This is a genomic window from Wocania ichthyoenteri Th78, from assembly GCF_000789235.1.
GTDB lineage: Bacteria > Bacteroidota > Bacteroidia > Flavobacteriales > Flavobacteriaceae > Wocania_A > Wocania_A ichthyoenteri.
Window position 1 is genome coordinate 451,168 of the sequence record NZ_KN525716.1, and the last position, 17,823, is coordinate 468,990.

At 31.3% G+C, this 17,823-nt stretch carries 15 protein-coding genes; 1 reads left to right on the forward strand and 14 read right to left on the reverse strand.

What is annotated here, in order from left to right; genetic code table 11:
- Positions 1–7: 7 nt before the first annotated feature.
- The 4 genes from RG22_RS02140 to RG22_RS02155 all read right to left on the reverse strand — a co-directional run bounded on the left by RG22_RS02140 (position 8) and on the right by RG22_RS02155 (position 4,405).
- Complete coding sequence (locus RG22_RS02140) at positions 8–985, reverse strand: Gfo/Idh/MocA family protein (RefSeq protein ID WP_034040465.1); 978 nt, start codon at positions 983–985, stop codon at positions 8–10.
- Positions 986–1,049: 64 nt separating this feature from the next.
- On the reverse strand, positions 1,050–2,366 hold the full coding sequence (locus tag RG22_RS02145) for a sugar MFS transporter (protein ID WP_034040466.1): 1,317 nt from the start codon (positions 2,364–2,366) through the stop codon (positions 1,050–1,052).
- 63 nt (positions 2,367–2,429) lie between these two features.
- Positions 2,430–3,500, reverse strand: a complete 1,071-nt coding sequence (locus RG22_RS02150) for a phosphotransferase enzyme family protein (RefSeq protein WP_034040468.1) — start codon at positions 3,498–3,500, stop codon at positions 2,430–2,432.
- Positions 3,500–4,405 (reverse strand): nucleotidyltransferase family protein, encoded by a 906-nt coding sequence (locus tag RG22_RS02155; RefSeq protein WP_034040470.1) that lies wholly within the window; start codon positions 4,403–4,405, stop codon positions 3,500–3,502. The genes RG22_RS02150 and RG22_RS02155 overlap by 1 nt, the downstream gene beginning before the upstream one ends.
- Before the next feature lie 215 nt (positions 4,406–4,620).
- On the opposite strand from RG22_RS02155, the gene RG22_RS02160 reads away from it, so the two are divergent.
- Positions 4,621–5,664, forward strand: a complete 1,044-nt coding sequence (locus RG22_RS02160; protein ID WP_034040471.1) for a LacI family DNA-binding transcriptional regulator — start codon at positions 4,621–4,623, stop codon at positions 5,662–5,664.
- Between the two features lies 1 nt (position 5,665).
- Here RG22_RS02160 and RG22_RS02165 read toward each other — a convergent pair whose 3' ends face one another.
- From RG22_RS02165 to RG22_RS02210, 10 genes are all read right to left on the reverse strand, one after another.
- Positions 5,666–6,301, reverse strand: a complete 636-nt coding sequence (locus tag RG22_RS02165; protein ID WP_034040473.1) for a sugar-binding protein — start codon at positions 6,299–6,301, stop codon at positions 5,666–5,668.
- Between the two features lie 48 nt (positions 6,302–6,349).
- Positions 6,350–7,210 (reverse strand): formyltetrahydrofolate deformylase, encoded by an 861-nt coding sequence (purU, locus tag RG22_RS02170; protein ID WP_034040474.1) that lies wholly within the window; start codon positions 7,208–7,210, stop codon positions 6,350–6,352.
- A 213-nt stretch (positions 7,211–7,423) separates the two neighbouring features.
- The gene (locus RG22_RS02175) at positions 7,424–8,296 is read right to left on the reverse strand and encodes an AraC family transcriptional regulator (RefSeq protein ID WP_034040476.1); all 873 of its coding nucleotides are present in this window, start codon (positions 8,294–8,296) and stop codon (positions 7,424–7,426) included.
- 150 nt (positions 8,297–8,446) lie between these two features.
- The gene (locus RG22_RS02180; protein WP_034040477.1) at positions 8,447–9,586 is read right to left on the reverse strand and encodes an alpha-hydroxy acid oxidase; all 1,140 of its coding nucleotides are present in this window, start codon (positions 9,584–9,586) and stop codon (positions 8,447–8,449) included.
- Positions 9,587–9,608: 22 nt separating this feature from the next.
- The gene (locus RG22_RS02185; protein ID WP_034040478.1) at positions 9,609–11,237 is read right to left on the reverse strand and encodes a beta-N-acetylhexosaminidase; all 1,629 of its coding nucleotides are present in this window, start codon (positions 11,235–11,237) and stop codon (positions 9,609–9,611) included.
- A gap of 22 nt (positions 11,238–11,259) precedes the next feature.
- Positions 11,260–11,598 (reverse strand): L-rhamnose mutarotase, encoded by a 339-nt coding sequence (locus tag RG22_RS02190; RefSeq protein ID WP_034040479.1) that lies wholly within the window; start codon positions 11,596–11,598, stop codon positions 11,260–11,262.
- Positions 11,599–11,603: 5 nt separating this feature from the next.
- The gene (gene fucP / locus RG22_RS02195) at positions 11,604–12,932 is read right to left on the reverse strand and encodes an L-fucose:H+ symporter permease (protein WP_034040480.1); all 1,329 of its coding nucleotides are present in this window, start codon (positions 12,930–12,932) and stop codon (positions 11,604–11,606) included.
- Positions 12,933–13,024: 92 nt separating this feature from the next.
- Positions 13,025–13,804, reverse strand: coding sequence for an L-fucose dehydrogenase (locus RG22_RS02200; protein ID WP_034040481.1), 780 nt, complete (start codon positions 13,802–13,804; stop codon positions 13,025–13,027).
- A gap of 164 nt (positions 13,805–13,968) precedes the next feature.
- Positions 13,969–14,925 carry an alkaline phosphatase family protein gene (locus RG22_RS02205; RefSeq protein ID WP_244462104.1) on the reverse strand — a complete coding sequence of 319 codons (957 nt, stop codon included), beginning with the start codon at positions 14,923–14,925 and terminating at the stop codon, positions 13,969–13,971.
- Positions 14,926–14,975: 50 nt separating this feature from the next.
- A complete protein-coding gene (locus RG22_RS02210; protein ID WP_052143814.1) occupies positions 14,976–17,774 on the reverse strand; it encodes an NPCBM/NEW2 domain-containing protein in 2,799 nt (932 codons plus the stop codon).
- Between the last annotated feature and the right edge of the window lie 49 nt (positions 17,775–17,823).

Consider the following 17,823-nt stretch of genomic DNA (forward strand, 5'->3'; position numbering starts at 1 on the left):
TTAAACTTTAATTATTGTTTTGTAAAATATTTTCTAATACCCATGTGGTATGTATTGCTGTTTTCCCTGTTGATGGGTGCTCTATGTTTTCTGATAAATGATTTTTCATATTTTGAACATGAAAAAATTGAATATTTTCTGGGTTTTTGATATTCAAACTTTCAATATGTGTTCCGCGTTCTAATACTATTGGAATTTCACCAAAAACAGAAAAACTTATTTTCCCTTCTTCACCATAAATCTGAACATAATCTTCTCTTTTTTCTGTTCCAAAATTCCAACTGCCAGAACCAGTCACTCCAGATTCATGAATCCAACTCCCTGTAATAGCATCCATAGCTGTGTATAAACCTTGCTGGTTAATAGCTATTCCATTGGCTTTTTTTATGTTACCTAATAAGTGAATAAATAAATCTATACCATGAGATGCTAAATCATCAAAATAACCTCCATGAGCAATTTTAATATCTGTACGCCAATTATATATTTTAGATAAATCGATATCGTTTGCTGGTTTACTTAAATGCCAATTTATATGCCTTACTTTCCCAATTTTATTGTCTTCAAGCCACGATTTAATTTGTTTAAACCTAGGAAGTGATCGCCTATAATAAGCAACAAACAATGGTATTTTCTTTTCTTTGAATGCACTATTAATTAATAAGCATTCTTTATAAGTTGGTGCCATAGGTTTTTCTATACAACATACTTTTCCTGCTTCAGCAACTTTTAATGCATAATAAGTATGAGAATCTGGTGGTGTTGCAATATATATGGCATCAATTTCTGAGTCGTTAATCAATTCATTTGCATCGTTATAAAACTTAGGTACATTGTGTCTAGCGGCGTAATCTTTAGCTTTTTCAATATTACGACGCATGACAGCATGCAACTCAAATCCTTCTATCTTTTGATAAGCTGGACCACTTTTAAGCTCAGTAACATTGCCACAACCAATAATTCCCCATTTATAAACCTTACTCATTATACTAACAAATCTCTACTTTAATTAATGTTTTATGAATTGATTAACTACATTCTTTTACTAACTAATTTTTTTTCCAACTTTTAATTTTATGTCCCCACAAAGCAAAGAATAATATAATTGCATAACATGGAATTAAAATCCAATAACTGCCAGTTGCAGCAGTTGCTGCTGCATCAGCTTCAGCAATACCACTAGTTATTAATTCGTGTTTGTTAGCATCTACTAATCTTCCATATAATGGTGGTATAATAGCCCCACCTGCAATTGCCATTATTAATAATGCTGATGCTGTTTTAGTAAACTTACCTAAGCCATCTAATGTTAAAGGCCATATTGCTGGCCACACTAGTGCATTTGCTATACCTAATGCAGCAACAAATAGCACAGAGGTAAATCCTGAGGTGTACAATATGCAAATACTAAAAATAATTCCTAAAACGGCACTGATTTTTAATGCAGTACCCTGTTTTAAGTATTTTGGTATTAAAAAGGCTCCTAAAGCATAAGTCGCTACCATTGCTAACAGTGTAAATGTTGTGAAGAATTTTGCGTCTGCAGCAGAAAACCCTAAGGATATTCCGTAAGCTATAATTGTATCTCCGGCTATAACCTCTGCTCCAACATAAACAAATAACGTAAAAACACCTAACCATAAATGGGGAAATTGAAAAATGCTTGTTTTAGTCGTTTCTCCATTATTTATTTCTTCAGTTTCTTCAGCTTCAACATGAGGTAAAGGTGCTTTTCTAATTAAAATTCCAAAAACAAATAATACAATAGCCATTACTATATAGGGTGTAAATACACTATCTGCCATAGAATCTAATAATTGCCCCTTTTCTGCATCTGAAACCGATCCTATTTTTGCTTTAACGTCATCAATTCCAGACAGTAATAAGGCTCCAAAAATCAAAGACCCTATTGCACCTGCTGTTTTATTAGCTATACCCATTATAGACATACGTTTAGCGCCACTCTCTATTGGGCCTAAAATTGTTATATATGGATTTGCAGCAGTTTGGCATATAGTCATTCCAGCTCCTTGTATAAAAATAGCTGTTAAAAACACCCAATAAGTTCTTGCTTCAGCTGCAGGGATAAACACCAAAGCTCCTATAGCCATAACCATTAAACCTAAAGACATTCCCTTTTTATATCCTATTTTATTAATTATATATGATGCTGGTAACGCCATAACAACAAAAGAGATGTATGAAGCAGATGCAACTAAATAAGATTGAGCCTCTGTTAATTCATTTAAGGTTTTCATAAAAGGAATTAAAGCACCGTTTATCCAAGTTACAAATCCGAATATGGCAAACATACCAGCTATAACAGCAATTGCTATTTTATTAGTACTATTGGTTGATTGTGTCATAATTATTAGTTTTTGTTAGTGTTTATTTTTTTAAAATTAATTATTAATCTTAAGCTTTTCATTTTAATGTGCTACTTCCATTTGAGCAACCATACTATCTATAAGTTTAAATTGGTTTTTTGCTCTATCCAAATTATGTTCTGGATACTTTATTTTATAATACACATCACCATTTAAAAAATCGGTTAAAAAACGTATTGCCATAATAAAAATCATTGTTTTTGCAGCTAAAGGCAATGTTTCAATCTCTAACGGAGACAATGCCGATTCTACTTTTTCTAAAAAACCCTTCTTATAAGCTTTGTAATACTCTACATTAAAGTTAACCAAATCTAAATTAGTTTCATCTTCGGCTGCCGAATTGCAAATGGTTCTTATAGCATCACCAAAATCGTAATGTACCACTCCCGGCATAACGGTATCGGTATCAATCATACATAACCCTTTATTGTTTTTATCAAATAAGGCGTTAGATATTTTGGTATCATTATGAGTAACTCTTAATTTTATTTTTCCAGATTCTTTTAAATTTTGGATAATGTGCATTTCTTCTTTGAGCGTATTAACCCTATCTATATATTCTTTTGCTTCTTCTAACCGCTCTTTAGATGCCACTTTTAAAGCCTCTTCAAATTGCCAAAAACGAAATGACATATCATGAAATTTTGGAATTACTTCAGTTAAAACCGAAGCATCAAAATCGCTAGTTAAATTTAAAAAATCTCCTGCTAATTTACCGCCTTCGTAAGCTACTTCTTTATTTGTTACAATGTCGTAAGTCACACTATCATTAATATAAACCATAACATTCCAATAACTACCATCTTCATCTTTATAATAATAATCCCCTTTTTTAGTCTCAACAAACATTAATACACTTTGGTTAAGTTTGTCTTGTGCCAAATGCGATAGTTTTTTATGAATGTGCTTGCTTACACCTACTTTATTTGAAATTAAACCTGGTACATCTTTAAAAACTAGATGATTAATGCGTTGAAGAATATAATATGGTTCTTCTTCTGTTTCTATTAAATACGTATCGTTTATATGTCCTGAAATCAATTCTTTATGCGACTTATATACTGAAGCATGCTTAAATTGATTAAACTTATATTTTAATTGCTCTTGTGTCATTACTCCCAAAGTTTTGTTGGATAAACACCTTGTATTTTTAGCTCCTTAATGGCTTTCTCAACAATTTCCTTATCTTCTTTATAAGTTACTCCAAACCATTTAGCATCAGATTTTAATACTTCTACTGTTGCTTTTCCTGATTTTAATATTTCGTTTACAACAGAAGGAATATAAAATTCTGCTTTTAAATTTGTTTTGTTAGCTTCTAAAAACTCTTCAAACAAACGATTTCCGAAGTTAAAACATTTAGGTGTAAATCCCCAAAAATTCATTGAAACAATCGTGTTTTCATCAATAGGAATAAAGTTCCCATCATCGTCTTTCCGGGTTAATTTACCATCAATTTTTTCAATATGGGTACGCTCGGTTACATCAGCTAAAAACCCATTTTCATCAACTTTACACTCCCCTCTTGATACATAACCATGTTCTGAAACCGTATTCTTTAATAAGTATGCCATGGTATTAAAATCATAAGATGTTTTATCTTTTGTCATTAAAGATTTTGCCATAACCTCGAAGGCTTCTTTTCCATAAAAGTCATCCCCGTTTATAATGGCGAAGTTTTCTTTAACAACATCTTTTGCCATTAAAAGCGCATGACCAGTCCCCCATGGCTTTACACGTTCTGGGTTTATATACTTTTTTGGAACATTTTCAAGCTCTTGATAAACATAAGCTACTTCTGCTTTTCCTTGCAATTTATATTCAATATTTTTTTTGAATTCCTTTTCAAAACTCTTTCGAATTATAAAAACAAATTTTCCAAACCCAGCTTGAAGTGCATCATAAATTGAGAAATCAATAATGGTATCTCCTTCTGGAGTAAACGTATCCATTTGTTTTAAACCTCCATAGCGGCTTCCCATGCCAGCTGCTAAAATTACAAGTGTGGGTTTCTCCATTTTATTTTTTTATAATTATTTAAGACTCGCTTTCTAATAGAATCAACACAAATCAATCTTTTTACATTCTGTATTTCACTTATTTATTTGTTACAATATACTAACAAAAAACGAACAAACTTACAGATTAATTTGTCAATAAAAAAGGAATTACACAAAAAATGTGTTCGAACACATTGATGTTTTAATTTATATTTTATATATATTTGTGTTACATGAAAAAGTACACCATAAAAGATATTGCAGAATTAGCTGGAGTATCTAAAGGAACGGTAGATAGAGTTATTCATAAACGGGGTAAAGTTTCTCAAGCAGCTTTGGAGAAGGTAACTAAGTTGTTAGAAGAAATTGATTATCAACCAAATCTTATTGCTAGAAGCTTAAAAAATACCAAGAATTACCATATTTGTGTTATTCAGCCTAATCCAGAAATAGATCCTTACTGGCAACCTTGTATAGATGGTGTTAACGATGCTATTAATGAATATAAGTCTTTTGGAATTACAATTGATTCTTATTTTTTTAATCATGCAGATACTGATTCTTTTTTAGAGGTCAACGAAGATGTCCTGAAGCAATTACCAGATGCTGTTTTAATAACGCCTGTATTTCATAAAGAATCTATTGAGGTTATAAAAAAATACAATGCTAACGATGTTATTGTTAGTACGATTAACGACCCCTTAGAACTAAATGGCATTACTAACTACGTAGGGCAAGATTTAATACAAAGCGGACGTATTGCTGCTAGACTTATGGAAATGATTGTGCCAAAAAATAGAGATATTTTAATTATTCACCTTGATGAAGTTTTTAATAATTCTATTCATATGCAACTAAAAGAAAAGGGGTTTAAAAATTACTTAGAACATGTACCTAATAGTAACTACAAATTAAAAACTTATAGTTTACAGCAAGCAGATTTAGATGAAAAACTATATGATTTATTAAATAACCCTAACGCTATTTCGGGTATTTTTGTAACCACATCTAAAGTATACAGTGTTGCAAAAACTGTTAAAAATTTTCCTGACTTAAATATTAAAATTATTGGATACGATTTGTTAGATGAGAATATAAAGTATTTAAAAAAAGGTGCTATTGATTTTTTAATTAATCAAAATCCAAAACACCAAGCCTATCTTTGTATAACTCAACTTGCAGAGTATTTTCTTTTCGATAAAAAAATTCCGAAACAAAAATTATTACCAATAGATATTGTTAATTCTGAAAACTTTGATGGCTATACAAACAATTAAATTATACCAGTTTTAAAACCCCAAAAGATGAAGGGGTGTGAAAATTTGGCTGTTTGGTTTGAGGATCTACCCAAGTTATCCAAGTAGGCTCATAACTGCCATTTGTTTGTTTATTATATTTAGCACGATAAATTCCAGTTTCAATTTTTCCTTCTTTTAGTAAATTAAATCCCTTTAATGATGCTAAACTTATTGAACCTTCAACAGTAAAACTATTATCTTCTTTAAAAGATTTTACGCTAATATCTTGTGGTGGCCAATTCCAATTAAAATCAAAATTCTTATTGGGTTTCGCTATAAAATCCATAATTCTAGGCTTCGAGTCAATCTCTAAACAATAATATGGATTTAAGTTTTTGTCTGATCTAAAAAAAAGCTCAACACGATCAGAATTATTAATACTTGCTTTCGTATTATCAGTGGTATCAATAAATACTGAACTATCAAAAACCTTAAAGCAAAAGAATAAATATTCAGTATTATAAAGTGCTTTAAATTCAATTTCATCAATTTCTTTTTTGTCCCAAGGCGAGGCGAAATTATTTAAAACGCTGGCACGCTCCCATGCTTTGTCATCTCCTTTACCTGTAATAATTATTGTACTATTATTAATTGAGTTAACCTTATATGTTTTCAATAGTATTTAATTTTAGATTAATAAATGTAGGGATTGTGATGCTTTTGGCTAAGAAAAAATGATGGTTTTATTATTATAAACCATAACTTTTCTTTTGGCATGAAGCTTAACTGCTCTTGATAACACAATTTTTTCTAAATCACGGCCTTTTGCAATTAAATCTGACACACTATGATCGTGTGAAACATGTGCAACATCTTGTTCTATTATTGGTCCCGCATCTAATTCCTCAGTAACATAATGACTGGTAGCTCCAATAATCTTAACCCCTCGCTTATATGCCGAATGATAAGGCTTTGCACCAACAAAAGCAGGAAGGAACGAGTGATGAATATTAATAATTTTGCTTGGGTATTTATCTATTAATTTATCTGAAACTATTTGCATATATCTTGCCAACACAATAAAATCAATATTATACTTATCGAGTAATTGTAATTGTTTTTCTTCGGCTTCAGATTTGTTATCTTTATTAACATGAATATGATAAAACGGAATTTTAAAATTATCTGCAATAGGTTTTAAATCAGTGTGGTTACTAACAATAAAAGGGATTTCTAAACCAAGTTCTCCAGAATTATAGCGTCCTAATAAATCGTAAAGACAGTGATCATATTTAGATACAAATACAGCCATTTTTAATTTTGCATCTGAAGCGTATATTCTCCATTTCATATTAAATTTATCTGCTAATGCAGCTTTAAATAGAGTTTTGAAATTTTCAATTGAAAAACTGGTGCTTTCAAATTCGCCTTCTAAACGCATAAAAAAAGTATCCTGAACCCTATCTACATGCTGATCTATATAAACAATATTACCTCCATTATTTGCAACAAAAGAAGTAACGGTTGCAATAATATTTGGTTGATCTTTACAGTTAATTAAAATAATAACTTTGGCCGCATCCATAAATTTTAAGCTTAGATTTTAGAGGTATAAATAGTTGAACTTATTATAAGTTGCCTCTAAAAAATGAATACAATAATAATAAATAGAATAGATTTAATTACTAAAAAATGAAGAGTAAAAATACATTTTGTTGAAATATCATTAAGTACGAGAATCCTTAAAGATAAAATTTGATAAAAAGGCTCATTTTAAGAAAACAAAAATATGTGAAGCTTAACTTCCGCTTAAATGTGTTTTGATATACTCGGTTGGAGAATAGTTTGTTGTTTTTTTAAATTGCCTATTGAAGTTTGAAATATTATTAAAACCAGATTCAAAGCATATTTCAGAAATATTATACTTTTCTTCCATCAATAATTTACAGGCATAACCAATACGAACTTCGTTTAAATATTCGCTAAATGTCTTTCGGTTTACACGTTTAAAAACTCTACTAAATGCTGTGGGATTCATACAGGCAATGTTAGCAACATCTTCTAAAGTTATGCGGTCTTTAAAATTTTTAATTATGTACTCATAAACTTCAGCTAAATTAGTTCTTCCTGTCTTTTTAAATGAATTTACAAACCCTATGCTAGATAATAACTTATATTCTTGATGATTTGCTAATAGATTTAAAACTTTTAAAAAAGAAATAGTTTTATCAAAACCGTTTAAATCATCCAATTTTTTAATTCTTTTAATAGCTAAAGTTAAGTCTCCAGAAAATCTAATTCCGTATTGAGCATTTTCAAATAATTTTTTAATAGCATTCATCTCTGGCATAGTAAAGAATGTTTCACCAGCAAAATCTTCTTTAAAATGAATGGCTATGGCTTGTGCTTCAAGTTTAGAATTTTTTTCAAAATATTCTCTATCATTTAACCACATATGTGGTAAATTTTTACCTATTAAAACTATTTCGTTAACATTAAACTGCTCAATATTATCGCCAATAAATCTAGTTCCAGAACTTTTTAAAATAGTAACAAGTTCAAATTCTGGATGATAATGCCATATCTTTAAAAAATTAGGGTAGCTATTATTTCTAATAGTAAAAGAGGCATTGCTTAACTTAGTACTTCTATCTAATAAATGTAATTTCATTAACCCCTGTTTTACTTAAATAGCACATAAAATTTGATGTGAAAGTATTAAAACTGTTAGATTAAAGCAAAAAAAGTATCAATAAAAATGTTAGTTGATGATTAATTATAAAAAGACACTTATAATTAATGTAAAAATTGAACTGAAAAACTATATTAAATGGTCTTTAAAATCTTCAACCTTTTCACAACATATTTGTTCCATAACTTGCTGTAGCTGAGTTTTTAAAAGTGAAATAGTATGATTACCTCCTTTATTTCCTAAAGCAGCTACACCATACATAAACGATCTCCCCATAAAAGTAAATTTAGCTCCAGAAGCCAAACTTCGTGCTATATCTGGACCAGATCGAATACCACTATCCATCATCACTTCTATTTGATCTCCATATTTTTTAGCAATTCTTCCTAATGGTTTTATAGTAGATTCTCCAGCATCTAATTGCCTACCTCCATGATTAGAAACGATAATACCATCTAAACCTAACTTTATCGCTTTTTCAGCATCTAACTCATTAGCAACACCTTTTAATACTATTTTCCCCTTCCACATATCTCTAATAGGCTTTATTTTTTCTTCGTTTAATCTACCAGAAAACGTGATATCCATGAATTTCCCTAACTGCTTTAAGTCAAGATTCTTGGGCATATAAGGTTTTAAAGTTTCAAAGTTTGGTTGCCCATGTTTTAAAGTTTGTAAAGCCCAATTTGGTTTTCCTAAAACCTGTAAAATATTTTTTATAGACATGTTTGGAGGCATAGCTAAACCGTTTCTTATATCTCTGGGTCTAAATCCAAACGTTGGTACATCGCATAAAATGACTAAGGTTTCATATCCTGAATTTTCACATCTATTTAAAATATCATCTCTAAGTTCATTTTTGGCTGGATGATACAACTGAAACCATGCTTTACCTTCTGTTAATTCAGATATACGTTCTATACTACTTGTAGTTACAGTGCTTAAAATAAAAGGTATGTTATGCTTAAAAGCAGCTTTAGCTAATATTTCTGGAGCATTTGGCCACATTAATCCCTGCAAACCTACTGGTGCAATACCAAACGGTGCATCATATTGATGACCAAACAAAGTTGTTTTCATACTTGATGCCGTATGCTTACTAAGATATTGAGGCATTAATTCTACTTCTCTAATTTCAGTAGTATTCTTATATAAGTTCACATCCTCATTACATCCCCCGTCTAAGTACTCGAAAGCAAACTTCGGAATTCTTTTTTTTGCACGATTTCTTAAATCTTCTATAGATGGGTATTTTGTATTATAATTCAAAGTAAAAAACTATTAAAATTATTTATTTTTCAAACGTATGCTTTGCATAGTTTAAGCCTAAAGCATCAAATCTGTCTTTAAAAGTGTTTAATCTACTACTAAAATCTTCCCAATCTCTATGTTCTTTTGATGACCAAACGACTTCTGAAAGCGCAGACATTCTTGGTAAAATCATATATTCAACATAATCAGTCGTCTTCATATATTCTGTCCACACATTGCCTTGGGCACCTAAAATATATTGTTGTTCTTCTTCGGTTAATTCACTAGGCATAGGCTCATAAGCATACACATCTTGTACTGTTGTTTTTCCTCCAATGGCTAAGGGCTCATTATCTTTATCTTCAGTTTGATAATGATCAAAATAAACAGAATGTCCAGGTGTCATTACTACATCATGTTTTTGTTTTGCTGCTTCAATACCACCTTCAGTACCTCGCCATGACATTACTGCTGCATTTGGAGCTAATCCGCCTTCTAATATTTCATCCCAACCAATAATATTTCTCCCTTTAGAGTTTAAGAATTTTTCTATTCTTTTAATAAAATAACTCTGTAATTCGTGTTCATCTTTTAATCCTTCTCGCTTAATGACTTCTTGTGCCAATTTACTGGTTTTCCATTGCGTTTTAGTAGCTTCATCTCCTCCAATATGAATTAATTCACTAGGAAACAATTCCAAAACCTCTGTTAAAACATCTTCTAAAAATTGAAATGTTTTTTCACTTGGTGCATAAATTTCATCGTAAACTCCCCATCTTGTTCCAACTTCATACTGTTCTCCTGTGTTTCCTAATTCTGGATAAGCAGCAATTGCTGCTAGTGAATGCCCAGGTAGCTCTATTTCTGGAATAACTGTAACATGCTTTGTTGCTGCATAAGCTACAATGTCTTTAACTTCTTCTTGAGTATAAAAACCGCCATATTTCTTGCCATCATACTTTCTATCTAATTTTTTAGTGGCTCCATGACCCACTAAAGTTTCTTTCCTCCAAGCTCCTATTTCTGTTAATTTTGGGTATTTTTTTATTTCTATACGCCAACCTTGGTCTTCGGTTAAATGCCAATGAAATGTATTCATTTTATGCATTGCAATTAAATCAATGTATTTCTTTATAAATTCTGCAGGGAAAAGATGGCGACCAACATCTAAATGCATCCCTCTATATTTGAATCTTGGATTGTCTGTTATATTAACAGCAGGAATTGTCAATTCTTTTATACTACCATCTGCAGATTCGATACCTGCTGGCATTAATTGTCTTAAGGTTTGAATACCATAAAACAAGCCTTTTGTGTTCTTACCAGATATTTCAATGTTATCGAATGCTACATTTAAAGTATAACCTTCTTCACTTTTAATAGTATCATCTAATTTAAGTGATATATTTCCTTTTCCTTCAGATGAAAAACTAATAGATTCTCCTATGGCACTACTTAACATATCTGCTAATAACTCACCTTCGTTTTTTAAAACTTCACTACCTACAATTTTAGTCTTCCCATTTACTAAAAATTTACCAGTTAGCATATCTAATTTTGATGGTTTTGGTATAACTTGATAATCCTCTGCTGTGTTTTTAGCTTCCTTATATTTGTTATTACAAGAAAAGCTTAATAGACAAATAAGTACGATAATTGAAATCCTCATTATATTTAATTTAATTGTTATTTTATAGTTGATATATTTTTTCCATTAAAAGCCATTTTTCACCCACTTTTGCAGTTGGCAAGGCTTTTTGGTAGTTCCACATTAAAGTTTCCCATTCTTGTACTTTTGGGTTGTTGGCATCCATTTTAGATTTCTTCTCAAATGAAAATGAATCATTTACTTCCATAATCATAAACAACCGATTACCGACACAATAAATCTCTAAAGTTTCGATGCCAGAGTTTACAATACTTGCCGTTATTTCGGGCCAAATATTTTTGTGATATTTTTTATATTCTGCAATTAATTTAGAATCATCAATTAAATCTAATGCAAAATAATGACGTTTTAGATTCTTCATTTTAATTAGGCATTATGCAAAACATCATCAGTTGCTTCATGTCTTTTAAATACTCTTAATCCGTACCAAGCGATGTAAACAAAACAAACTAAAGGTAATATGAATGAAAAGTTAACCTCGGTTACTCCCATAATTTTGGTATCAGCAACGCCATTTCCTCCAGCATCTATAATCATGCCTTGTAACTTAGGCATTAACGCTCCACCTACAATTGCCATAATTAATCCTGCCGACCCTACTTTTGATTGTTCCTCGGTTAAATCGCCTAAAGCAATCCCGTATATAGTTGGAAACATTAATGACATACAGAATGATACTCCAACTAAGCTATATAAACCAGCCATACCTGTTATAAATATAGTCCCTAGAACAAATGCGATGGCAAGTATTGCAAAATACATTAATAATTTCCCAGAACTCATAAATCGTAACATGTAGGTACCAACTGCTCGACCTATTGTGAATATTACAAATGCTGCCATTTGGTAATACCCAGCAGTAACGCTATCCATACCTATGGCTTCTGCATATTGGTAAATGTATGTCCAACACATTATTTGTGCACCTACGTATAAAATTTGTGCAAGTACCCCAAGTACGTATTTTTTATTTTTTGCTAAAGTTGCAAAGGTATCACCTATACTAGGCATCCCTCCTTCATCTCTAGATTGTGGCATTTTACTAACCACAAATAATATAAAAACACCTATAAGAACTAAACCTAAAATGACGTAGGGATCGCGAATAACTAATAAATCTGATGTTTTAATTAAAATTTTTGAAGCTTCATCTAAAGCACTAAAATCTGTAATATCATCAGACTGTAAATTCTTTAAAACAAATTGTTGAGCTACAAATAAACCAGCTATTAACCCTACTGGATTAAAAGCTTGTGCTAAATTTAAACGCTGTGTTGCTGTTTCTTTAGCACCCATTGCCAATATATAAGGATTTGCAGCAGTTTCTAAAAAAGCTAATCCAAAAGTTAAAACATACAGTCCAATACAGAAAAACATAAAACTTTCTGATTGAGCAGCTGGATAAAATAATAATGCTCCAGTAGCATATAAAGCTAAACCTATTAAAATACCTACTTTGTAAGAATATTTTCGCATAAATATAGCTGCTGGTAATGCCATACAAAAATAGCCACCATAAAATGCCATTTGTACCCAAGCCGCTTGAGAGTTTGAAAGCTCTAACACCTTTTTAAATGCTTGCACCATAGGGTCGGTTACTGCATTTGCAAATCCCCAAAGAGCAAATAACGAGGTTACTAAAATAAAAGGTATTAACACCTTTTTTGATACTACTGGTGGTTTTGAATTACTCATTTTTAATTGGTTTAATAATGAACTTTAAGCCAGTTCAATGGGCAAAAATTACTGAACTATTTTAATCTTTTATACTTTTTTCGCCGAACAACTTATAATGCTCTGTCTAAGTGTGTATATCCACCATCAACAAAAATTAATTGTCCTGTAGTATGACTTGATTTGTCTGAAAGTAAAAATACTACTGTATTTGCTATTTCTTCAGCAGTTGTCATTCTATTTTCCAAAGGAATATGATTAGTTATACTTTCTAGTTTTTCCTCTGGATTATCAAAAGTTTTAATCCATTTATCGTATAATGGTGTATAACATTCGGCGACAATAAGTGCGTTAACTCTAATGCTGTAAGGTAACAATTCTACTGCCCACTCTCTGGTTAAAGCATTTCTCCCACCATTAGCTGCAGCATAGCCCGAGGTTCCGCCTTGTCCTGTTAACGAAGTTTTAGAACCAATATTTACAATGCTTCCTTTACTTTTTTTAAGCTCTGGTAAAGCGTGATGAACAATAAGATAGTAGTGTACTAAATTGCGTTTTAAAGATTCTACAAAATCTTCATAATTACCATTTTCTAGACTTACACCATCGTTTACACCAGCATTATTTACAACACCATCAATCCGTCCATATTTATCAATTGCCGCTTCAACAGCTTTTTTACATTGTATAGGATCAGTTAATTCTGCAATAGCATAATGTGCCTCTTTTCCTTCTGCATGCATTTTATTAATTAATGCTTCAACGCTGGCCTTACTTCTACTAACTATTACAGGAATAGCACCTTCATTAAGTAATGCTTCTGTAATTCCCAAACCAATGCCTTTAGAGCCACCAGTAACAATAATAACTTTATTTTTTAGGTTTAAATTCATTTTAGAATTTATATTAATTGTAAGTTCATGGAAAAATTATAATGCGTAATGCAAGTTAACAAATCTAATTTTTGATTCTCCAAAAATCTACTGTTTAAATAACCTTATACGATACTTTTTTTGCTTAAGAATTAGAATAGAGCTTTAGTTTATTATCATTAAAGTTACTTATTATGTTCATTAAAAACTTTAGTTATTGGTTTTCCTCTCCAAAAATCAGGTGTTTCTAAACCTAAAAGATGAGCAATAGTTGCTGCTGTATCGTAGGTTACAATGCTAGAATTAAGCTTACCTTTTGCTGATAAATTTTTACCATAAATAATCCAGGGAATTTCTACTTCTAAAAGTGTTTTTCCACCATGCCCTTTTCCAATACCTCCGTGATCTGAAGTGAATATAATGGCTGTATCGTTTAATAAATTATTCTCATCTAAAGTCTTAATAATGTCACCTATTAAAGCGTCTACCTTTTCTACTGCTTCATAATATTCTGGAGTATCATGACCAATTTCATGACCTTCATTATCTGGATGTGTAAAATGAATAAAAGTCAATGCCGGTTTTTCGTTTACAATAAACTCTAAAGCTTTATCTTTTGTTTCTTCATCAGATTTTCCATTAAAATCCAAATCAACCATATCCTTTTCGAAGAGATAACCTATACCTCCCCAAGTATAAGACACTCCTTTTTTACTCTCTGGTAATTGCTCATCAATTAAACTAAAAACAGTAGGATATATGTTTCCTTTACCTATAATTCTTGATGGTAATTCAGGTGTTTTACTGCCCCATTCTGTGTAACCATGTAATTCTGGTCCGGAACCCATAATCATGGATGCCCAATTTACTGCACTTGATGATGGCAATACTGATCTTGCTTTTAATGAGTAAGATCCTTCTTCCATAAGTCTTCTTAAGTTAGGCACTTTAGCCTTTTTAAAAGCATAGGCTCCAAAACCATCTGAACCTATCAAAACAACATGTTTTACAAGTTGCTTAGGCCTTTCTTCTAATTTAGGCTTACAGGAAAAAAAAGTGCCTATTAGCAACAATAATACCATACTTGTTTTCAAAACTGTTTTCATATTTCTTTCCATTTTTAGTTTATTATTACTTTTCATTCAAGTCAACTTTAATATTCTTTTTTGCTTATAACATTTAATTTTCACTATTATTCAATCACAATCCATTGATATGAATTTGCTGGTATTGTAACATTAATTTTTACACTATAATCTCGTTTCAATTTATACTTTAAAGCTTTTCCTTCTTTTTCCCTTATCAAAGCATATTCGGTAAGCCCAGTATAGTAAAGAGGTAGTTTTATTTCTCTCTCCATATCTTTGTCTGTTGGATTAAAAAATAAGGCTAGCCCCTTTTCTTTTAAGTTAGGGTTTACATGTAAAAACCCGTCCCAATCTTTACCAGATGGACGTTTTAAATGTATGATATCACTATTTAGTACCTCTCTATATTTTTTATACCAATTAACCACATTGATCACTACTTGTTTTGTTTTTGGTGTATCAAATAACCGTGGCCCTCTATAACAAGCTTGAACTCCTGACCCATAATTTTGAATCATCTGATTTTCATAATCAAGCAAGTGATCATTTAAAGGTTCTAATGTAGCTGCAGCACCTCCTCCATGGTACTCTGTTAAAGGCACAAAAGTCCAATTCATACTAGGTATTCTATCCCATAAACCGTCGTAAATATTCATTCGGCCAAGAACTAGTTGTCTATTTCTTGGTAATGACCAGTTAACCTCTCGATATCCAATTCCTGTTTTATTAGATCCTGAATTGATATAAAAATCTGGCACATTCATGTAAATACCTTCTGATCGCATCCATTTATATAACCCTTGAATTTGAGCGTATTGTTTCCATTGTGAATCTTCTAACCCATTATGATGAGTATGTTTTGTTGAAGCACAAACATTCCCAGGATAGGAGCCATCGTTTTCAAAAACCTGCATTCCTGTTTTAGTAAAGAATTTTTTAATTTTCTTAAAATAATCATAGCCCCATTCACTACTTAAACATGGTGAAGAACCAAAAATCATTCCTCCTCGTTTTCCTGTTTTCGGGTTAATAACATCAACTTCATCACTAATCCATCTACTAGATAATAAGGAATAGCCTCCTAATTCAATGCCTTTGGAGTTGGCATATTCTCGTAATTCTTTGAATTTTTGGTAGTATGCTTCGTCTTCTTTTTCCATATCTAAACCACTACCAAAGCTTAGAATAATCATTTCATAACCCGTTTCTGCACATTGATCTACTGCTCTTTTTATAATTTCAGGGTCGGTAGATGTTAAATGCAGAAACATTGGGTTTTCAGTAACCCAAGGTGAAATGGTTCGATACAATTTTCTTTTAAACAAGCCAACCCGTTCTTGGTCTTTACTGTCTAGTGGTGTTTCCCAAACCCTAAAGGTTGTTAACGATTTTCCTACTGGAATTCCTATATCAGGGCCTAATGGTGGCTTTATCTCTAATAAGCATGGTAAATTTAAAGGGTAATTTGTTTGCGAAGTATAACGTTTATCTTTTTCCCAATATGTAGTTTTGTCAGAAGTCTTTTGTTGCATAGCTCCAAACGCATAGTCACTTTCAATATGAATGTTTGGCTTTACCCAATGCTTTGGTGTATCTACTAAATTTTCACCTTCAACCATAGCTAGTTGTTCTAACTTAAATTTATTCAACTGAATCATAAATTTTGATTCATTAATAACTTCTATCCATTTACTAAGTGTAGGAATGCCATCGTATAGAACATAATGTACTTTAACTTTTACTCCATCTTTTGAAAGCGTAAACACCAATTCTTTTCCTGTCGGCATTTTTGTGTTTGAAGCCCAACGCACTCGTTTCCACAATAGTCTATCTGTTAATTCTTTAATTTCAATGTTTTCAATTGCAAAAGAATTTTGAACTGCAGAAAGCGCATCTACCCATTTCATTAAAGTGTACCCATACTCTGGTTGCTTACTCAAGCCTCCAATTTGGTAGTCTTTACCATCTATAGTTAAAACGCCTTCATTTGAAACACCTCTTAGTATACTTTCTCCTGTCATTTGGTTAACATAGTCTATAGTTGCCAAATTAGGAGTCACCCTAAAAACCCTAGCTATTAAACCATTTGAAAGCACAATGTCTTTTCCACTTTCTGTTTTATATACATTTGCTTTTACTTTATCATTATTTACTAACCAATCATAATCTGGTTCTTTAAGTGGGAAACTTATTTCTGGTAAGCTTTGAATTATACTTTTCAATTTAGTTTTCAATTCGTCTGGTTGCTCTGTTACTTTTCCTTGAAATTCTTCAGAAACTACTACTGGTGGAATTTCAAAATAATCAAACATAGCGTCAGCCCAAATAGCGTGATCTCCACTTGGGTCACCTTCAGCATTTTCAACAATTAATTCTAAAAGACCTCTGTCTATTTTTAGTTTTATTTCTTTAGCAGAATCACCTTGTTTCATAATCCCGCTATTAAAAATCTCTTTTCCATTATGACGTATTATAAATACAACGGTGCCTTTGTTTACCTTACCATCTATTCCTTCTACACCTAAAAATTGTTTCTTTGTTTGGGTTACATTATAAAAAATTCGCTTTCCATTAGTTAAAGGAATGGTTTTAATAGTTTTTAACCCATAATCTATCTTGGAATCGTTAACACCAACTTTTGCTGTAAAAGAGCGAGAATCATTAGTTTTAATTTTAATAATAGATTTGGAATGCACTCCAACACCATTTTTATAAGGGATTCCTGCTATGGATAATGACTCTCCTGTAACAGATTTATTAATTGTAGGTGCGCTATAGGTTTGTTGCGCCAGTGAAATTTGCAAGTCTTTTAAATGTACTTGAGATTGTGCTTTTGCTAAATTATTAAAACCTAAGAATAAAAAAAGTAAAATTATAATCTGCTCTTTTTTAAAACACTTCATTTGCTTTATAATTAAATTCTTTTGGGTGACTATATGTAACATTCCACTC

Coding starts and splice junctions, on each gene's coding strand:
- RG22_RS02140 (WP_034040465.1), bottom strand. CDS start 985: ATGAGTAAGGTTTATAAATGGGGAATTATTGGTTGTGGCAATGTTACT.
- RG22_RS02145 (WP_034040466.1), bottom strand. CDS start 2,366: ATGACACAATCAACCAATAGTACTAATAAAATAGCAATTGCTGTTATA.
- RG22_RS02150 (WP_034040468.1), bottom strand. CDS start 3,500: ATGACACAAGAGCAATTAAAATATAAGTTTAATCAATTTAAGCATGCT.
- RG22_RS02155 (WP_034040470.1), bottom strand. CDS start 4,405: ATGGAGAAACCCACACTTGTAATTTTAGCAGCTGGCATGGGAAGCCGC.
- RG22_RS02160 (WP_034040471.1), top strand. CDS start 4,621: ATGAAAAAGTACACCATAAAAGATATTGCAGAATTAGCTGGAGTATCT.
- purU (WP_034040474.1), bottom strand. CDS start 7,210: ATGGATGCGGCCAAAGTTATTATTTTAATTAACTGTAAAGATCAACCA.
- RG22_RS02175 (WP_034040476.1), bottom strand. CDS start 8,296: ATGAAATTACATTTATTAGATAGAAGTACTAAGTTAAGCAATGCCTCT.
- RG22_RS02185 (WP_034040478.1), bottom strand. CDS start 11,237: ATGAGGATTTCAATTATCGTACTTATTTGTCTATTAAGCTTTTCTTGT.
- RG22_RS02190 (WP_034040479.1), bottom strand. CDS start 11,598: ATGAAGAATCTAAAACGTCATTATTTTGCATTAGATTTAATTGATGAT.
- fucP (WP_034040480.1), bottom strand. CDS start 12,932: ATGAGTAATTCAAAACCACCAGTAGTATCAAAAAAGGTGTTAATACCT.
- RG22_RS02200 (WP_034040481.1), bottom strand. CDS start 13,804: ATGAATTTAAACCTAAAAAATAAAGTTATTATTGTTACTGGTGGCTCT.
- RG22_RS02205 (WP_244462104.1), bottom strand. CDS start 14,925: ATGAAAAGTAATAATAAACTAAAAATGGAAAGAAATATGAAAACAGTT.
- RG22_RS02210 (WP_052143814.1), bottom strand. CDS start 17,774: ATGAAGTGTTTTAAAAAAGAGCAGATTATAATTTTACTTTTTTTATTC.